Below are 6,255 nucleotides of genomic sequence, written 5' to 3' on the forward strand. Positions count from 1 at the left end.
CAACTTTTCTTTACGATGATAGTCAAACGCGGAATCGAGCCAATACTAGAAACAATTCAGCCTTTTAGTCTGGAAGGGGAAGAACATGGCGAACGAAGATAAAAGGATACTCGTCGTCGACGACGAGGCGAGCATCGCCGGGGCGATTTCCTACGGCTTCCGCCGGGAAGGGTACCGGGTAGATACCGCCTTTGACGGAGAGGAAGCGCTGGCCAAGGCGGCGTCGTTCCGGCCGCATCTCCTCGTGCTCGATGTCATGATGCCGAAGCTGAACGGGTTCGACGTGTGCCGCAGGCTGGAAAACAGGGAAGAGACCGGCATCATTTTTTTGACGGTGAAAAACGATATTGTCGACAAGGTGCTCGGCCTGGAGCTGGGAGCGGACGACTACATGACCAAGCCGTTCGATATCCGCGAGCTGATCGCCCGCGCCAAGGCGCTGCTGCGGCGGCTGGAAAGCCAGGGCAGGGAGAAGGAGACGAAGGCGGTGGAGATCGGCGAGCTGTCGCTCAGCGCGGATAACCGCACCGTCAAGCTGAACGGCAAATCGCTGGAGCTGACGCCCAAAGAATTCGATCTGCTCGCGCTTCTGCTTACGCGCCCGAACCGGGTGTATACCCGGGAAGACCTGCTGGATCTGGTGTGGGGGATGGAATATGTCGGCGGCGCCCGCACGGTCGACATTCATATTCAGCGGCTGCGCAAAAAACTCGGGGAGCCCTATCAGGCGCTGCTGCAAACCGTATACGGCATCGGCTACAAGGGGCTAGGAGAGCTGCCGTGAGACTCGGCATCCGCTGGAAATTCAGCACCTTCATGGCCGGCTTGCTGGCCGCCACGGTCGTGCTGCTCAGCTGGCTCGTGCTGAACGGAATCGAGCGCAATCAGCGGGCCCGAATGGAGGCGAGCCTTGGCCAGAAAAGCGAGATCGCCAATCTGTACATCCGCCAGTCCTATCTGTCCGAGCCGCTCGCTTCCCCGGATTCGTTCCTGAAAGGCCGCGGTCCGAGTCTCGCCGCCGAGCTGACCCCGCTTGTGGCGACGGGCGTGGCGCTCTATGACATGGGGGGCAACGAGATCGGAAGCACGCTGGCTTCCGGGAGCCGGGACGTCCGGGACACGCTGGATTATGTGCGTCAAGGCTACGACGCCTATCAGACGACCGGCAATCTGGTGCTTTATTTTGCGCCGCTGCGGATTTCTGGCAAGCAGATCGGCATGATCGGGCTCTCCTATTCGCTCGACAAGGACCGCGAGTTTCTGGCGTCGATGCAAAGCCTGTTCCTCCGGATCGGCGTCGTCGTCGTCGCCGCAAGCGCGCTGATCGGCTTCCTGTACTTCAGCCGGTTCGCCGCCGCGCTTCACCGGCTGCGCAAGGCGGCGGACCGGATTCGGGTCGGCCAATATCTCGACGAGCAGCCGGTGAAGAGCCGGGACGAGCTCGGCGATCTCGGCGAGAGCGTCCTGTACATGAGCCGCGAGATCGAAAGGAACTTCGGCCGCCAGAAACGGTTTATCGGCAGCGTCAGCCATGAATTCAAGACGCCGCTCACGTCGATCCGGGCCTATGCCGATCTGCTCGAAATGTACGGCGACGATCCCGCCCTGCTGCGGGAAGCCGCCGGCAATATCGCCAAGGAAACCGACCGGCTGCACGATATGGTGGAGAAAGTGCTGCGGATGTCGGCGCTCGAGCATTACGAGTTCGATTCCAATGCGAAACCGCTTGAGGTCAAGGAAGCGCTGGCGGACATGTGCGCCCGCATGCAAGGACTTGCCGCGCGTTCCGGCATCGCGATCCATACCGATCTCGAGCCGGCCGTCATTTGGGCGGACAGCGAGCTCTTCGAGCATATCGTCATGAATTTGCTCAACAACGCCGTCAAGTACAACACCGAAGGCGGACATGTATATGTCCGCTGCCGGGAAAAGGACGGGCAGGTAAATATTTCGGTTCGCGACACGGGCATCGGCATTCCGGAAGAAGCGAAGGACCGTCTGTTCGAGCCGTTCTATACGGTGAGCAAAAGCCGTTCCCGCCTGTCCGGAGGGACCGGACTCGGGCTGTCGGTCGCCAAGCAGATGGCCGAAATTCAAGGTGGATCGGTCAAGCTTGCGGCTACGGGGCCGGAAGGAAGCGAATTTGTGCTGACGTTTCCGTCCTATCGCGGCGGCCGGCAGGAAGCGGACAGAAAGGGAACGTCAACCTGAGAGATATGCCGGGAACGGCATCGAACAACGAAGGAGGGGTCATCATGAAAGGGGCTTGGCGAAAGGCGGCGGTCGCGGTTGGTACCGCAATGCTGGCCGCTTCCGTATTGTCCGGTTGCAATGCGTCGAAGTCCGTGATCGAGAAGCCGGACAAGACGATAACGGTCATTGACAAGCGCGAAAAAACCGGCGAAGAGCTGCAAACCGGCGAAATCGAAGTGAGCCATATCGAAACGCTGGAAGGCGCGCGGGGCATGGACTGGCTTGGCGAAGACAGGCTCATTATCGACAGGGAGAACCGCAATTTCGAGCCGCAGTCGGTCGAAGGGGAGCTTCGCTACGTCCGCAATCTGTATATCAAAAATATGTCGGGCGAGACGCCGATTCTCGAAGAGAAGCGCAATCAGGGCTTTGCGGAAGTGTCGCCGGACGGCAAATATTTGTTCTTCAAGCGGTACGTGGAAGCGACGTCGACCGGCGTCATTATGAACCTGGAGACGAAGGAAGCGGCGAATCTCGGGGACGATATCATACCGATAAGCGAAGGACGCTGGACGCCGGAAGGCCGGCTTATTTTTCCTGATATGCGGGGGACGATCTATCTGGCTGATCCTGACGGCAAGCTGACGAGATTGTTCAAGGCCGAAACGTACGTTTTGAGCCATGTGGTCAAGCAGGGAAGCGTCGTCTATTACATCATGGGCGACAATTCCGACCTTTACGCGTACGATGTGGAGACGCGGGAAGAGAAGAAGCTGGTAAACGGCGCCTTCAGAATCGAGCCTTCGCCGGACGGCAAACATCTTGCGCTCGTGCTGAAGGCCGATCAGTCGGATACCGAGAAGTCGCTGGTCGTGGCGGATCCTCAAGGCAATACGACGAAAGTCGTCGCGACCGGCACGGAAATTTACGGCACCGCCTGGTCGCCGGACGGCAACAGTCTGGCGTACAATCTGGTCTCGGAGCGGGAAGGCGGCTTGAAAGGCCTGTTCGTCGCCGATATGACGACCGGCAAAACGACGCAGATCGCCGTCGATTTGCAATACGCGACCGACAAGCTGCGCTGGAGTCCCTCCGGGAAAAAGCTGATGTCCTCGACGTTCGTCCCCGGCGAGAACGGCTATACGTTCAGGACATATATTATTTCTTTCAAATGAACGATCGCGACCGTAACGTTCGGCCGCCGGTGAGGCGGTTCGAACGTTTTTAATTTGCCATTAGAGGAAATTCGCGTTTCCGGGCGAATAGTTGTTTAGGCAAACATTTACAGCGAGAACTAGACGACCCGTGCGGAGAAGGGAGCAGAGCCGATGAAAATTCGGACGATCGAACGGTTTAAAGTGCCGCCCCGCTGGTTGTTTCTGAAAATAACGACGGACGACGGCATCGAAGGCTGGGGCGAGCCGATTGTGGAAGGCCGGGCCGATACGGTGGCCGCCGCAGTGGAGGAGCTTGGCGATTATTTGATCGGTCGGGATGCCGGTCATATCGAGGATCTGTGGCAAGTGATGTACCGTGGAGGCTTTTATCGCGGGGGGCCGGTGCTGACGAGCGCGATGTCCGGCATCGAGCAGGCGCTGTGGGACATTAAAGGCAAAGCGCTCGGCGTACCGGTTTATGAACTGCTCGGAGGTCCGGTCCGCGACCGGATGCGGGTGTACGCCTGGATCGGCGGCGATCGTCCGGAAGATGTCGGGCGAGCGGCGGCGGCTCAGGTGGCGGCGGGCTACACCGCTTTGAAAATGAACGGAACGGCCGACATGGAATGGATCGATTCCAATACGAAGATCGATCAGGCGGTGCAAAATATCGCGGCGGTTCGCGAAGCGGTCGGCTACGGCATCGGCATCGGCGTCGATTTTCACGGCCGGGTACATAAAGGAATGGCGAAGGCGCTGGTGAAAGAGCTGGAGCCGTTCAAGCCGATGTTCGTCGAAGAGCCGGTGCTGCCGGAGAACAACGAAGCGCTGCGCGAGCTTGCCCGCATGTCGGCGATTCCGATCGCCACGGGCGAGCGGATGTATACGCGCTGGGGCTTCAAGCAGCTGCTGCAGGAAGGATGGGCCGACATTATCCAGCCCGACCTAAGCCATGCCGGCGGCATTCTGGAAGTGCGGAAGATAGCCGCGATGGCGGAAGCGTACGACGTGGCGGTTGCGCCCCATTGTCCGCTCGGCCCGATCGCGCTGGCGGCTTCGCTGCAGCTCGATTTTTGCACGCCGAATGCGTTCATCCAGGAGCAAAGCCTGGGCATTCATTATAACGAAGGCTCGGACCTGCTCGATTATTTGGCCGATCCGGGCTTGTTCGAATACAAGGACGGGTATGTCGAACGGCTGACGCAGCCGGGGCTCGGGATCCAGGTCAACGAGGCGAAAGTAAGGGAGATGGCCGCTGTCGGCCATCGCTGGCGCAATCCGGTATGGCGCAATGCGGACGGTTCGGTGGCGGAATGGTAATCCGATAACGGAAAAGGGAGCGGTCGACATGGAAAAATGGGAACTGTTGACGGACGTAAGAGCGACGCTGGGCGAAGGTCCGGTATGGGACGAGGAACGCGGCGCCATCGTATGGGTCGATATTTTGGAGAAGCGCATATGGGAATATCGCCCCGCCGAAGCCGATTTGACCTCGTATCAGCTCGATCAATACGTCGGAGCGGCGGCGCTGACCGAATCGGGCGGTCTGCTGCTCGCGATGCGTCACGGCTTCTATGCGATGGACCGGGATACGGAGAAGCTGCGGGCGCTTGGCGATCCGGAAGCCGATCGGCCGGCCAACCGGTTCAATGACGGCAAGTGCGGCCCGGACGGGCGGTTCTGGGCGGGGACGATGTCGATGGGGGACAAGCCAGGACAGGGAGCGCTGTACCGGCTGGAGGAAGCAGGGCGGATCAGCCGGCTTGTTGAAGGCGTTTCCACGTCGAACGGGCTGGATTGGAGTCTGGACGGTCGGACGTTCTATTACATCGATACGCCGACGCGCGAGGTAGCGGCATTCGATTACGACCGGGAGACCGGCCGAATCGAACGCCGGCGGACCGCGATTCGGGTGCCGGAGGAGGACGGTTATCCGGACGGGATGACGCTTGATGCGGAAGGGAAGCTGTGGATCGCCCATTGGGGCGGATCGCAGGTGACGCGCTGGGATCCGGAAACCGGGCGGAAGCTGGACGCGCTCGCGCTTCCGGTGCCGCTGGTGACGTCCTGCGCCTTCGGAGGCGAACACTACGACGAGTTGTACGTCACGAGCGCGCGCGTCGGCCTTTCGACCGAGACGCTGGAGCAGCATCCGCTGTCCGGCGGCTTGTTCCGGTTCCGCCCGGGCGTGAAGGGGCGCGCCCCTTTCCGCTGCCGGGATTTGTAACGGCAATCGGTTCGGGGCTAATTGACCCGTGAAACTCGATAGCTGCTCGTGTGGCGCACATGTTTCCTTGCTTCGCGTCACGTTAAACGTTGCAATCCGGAGAAGCTCCGGTTTCGCTTGATCGGTCGGTACGGGATATGCGACCGAAAGGGCGAAGCCGGAGCTTTTTTAAGATCGCCCGTCGGTGCGCCGCGTCTTCCGTCAAATCGTCGCCTGACCGTCGGTGCGCCTCGTCTTCCGTCAATTCGTCACCCGCTCGTCGGTGCGACCTCGACTTCCGTCAAAATCGTCACCCGCCCGTCGGTGCGACCTCGACTTCCGTCAAATCGTCGCCTGACCGTCGGTGCGCCTCGACTTCCCCCGTATCCGGCAGATTGGCTTTGGCAAAAATTCTGCAAAAGTACAGGAATTTTGGCCCAAATAGAGGACTATGGCGTAAAATTATGCAAAAATACAGTATTTTTTGGAAATTCCGCACATCTGAATTGAACGGATCAAAAAAAGTTGCATTATCGCAGGAATTTTCACGTTTTGGTCATTTTGCGCCCGAAAAAGCTGCACTTTTGCAGCATTGTTCTTTTATTGGGGTTCTATCTTCCGGAGTCAGCCGCCGCGCCGGAGTAAAGCAAGCCATTTCGGGAGTGGTGGCAGTTCACAGCGGGGTTGGAGCGAGCGAAT

At 59.4% G+C, this 6,255-nt stretch carries 6 protein-coding genes; all 6 read left to right on the plus strand.

Annotated elements, in window-relative coordinates:
- Nucleotides 1-85 precede the first annotated feature (85 nt).
- A complete protein-coding gene (locus ABEV74_RS06115; protein WP_213529041.1) occupies nucleotides 86-784 on the plus strand; it encodes a response regulator transcription factor in 699 nt (232 codons plus the stop codon).
- Nucleotides 781-2,211 (plus strand): sensor histidine kinase, encoded by a 1,431-nt coding sequence (locus ABEV74_RS06120; RefSeq protein ID WP_430144383.1) that lies wholly within the window; start codon nucleotides 781-783, stop codon nucleotides 2,209-2,211. The genes ABEV74_RS06115 and ABEV74_RS06120 overlap by 4 nt, the downstream gene beginning before the upstream one ends.
- Before the next feature lie 44 nt (nucleotides 2,212-2,255).
- The gene (locus ABEV74_RS06125; protein WP_430144386.1) at nucleotides 2,256-3,368 is read left to right on the plus strand and encodes a TolB family protein; all 1,113 of its coding nucleotides are present in this window, start codon (nucleotides 2,256-2,258) and stop codon (nucleotides 3,366-3,368) included.
- A 153-nt stretch (nucleotides 3,369-3,521) separates the two neighbouring features.
- Entirely contained in the window at nucleotides 3,522-4,670 is a 1,149-nt protein-coding gene (gene dgoD, locus ABEV74_RS06130; protein WP_430144388.1) for a galactonate dehydratase, read from the plus strand.
- Nucleotides 4,671-4,698: 28 nt separating this feature from the next.
- A complete protein-coding gene (locus ABEV74_RS06135) occupies nucleotides 4,699-5,577 on the plus strand; it encodes an SMP-30/gluconolactonase/LRE family protein (protein WP_430144391.1) in 879 nt (292 codons plus the stop codon).
- A 380-nt stretch (nucleotides 5,578-5,957) separates the two neighbouring features.
- On the plus strand, nucleotides 5,958-6,255 hold a 298-nt coding region (locus ABEV74_RS06140; protein ID WP_430144394.1), incomplete at its 3' end, for a hypothetical protein.

This window comes from Paenibacillus cisolokensis (assembly GCF_050481165.1).
In the GTDB taxonomy this organism is placed as follows: Bacteria; Bacillota; Bacilli; order Paenibacillales; family Paenibacillaceae; genus Paenibacillus_AH; species Paenibacillus_AH cisolokensis.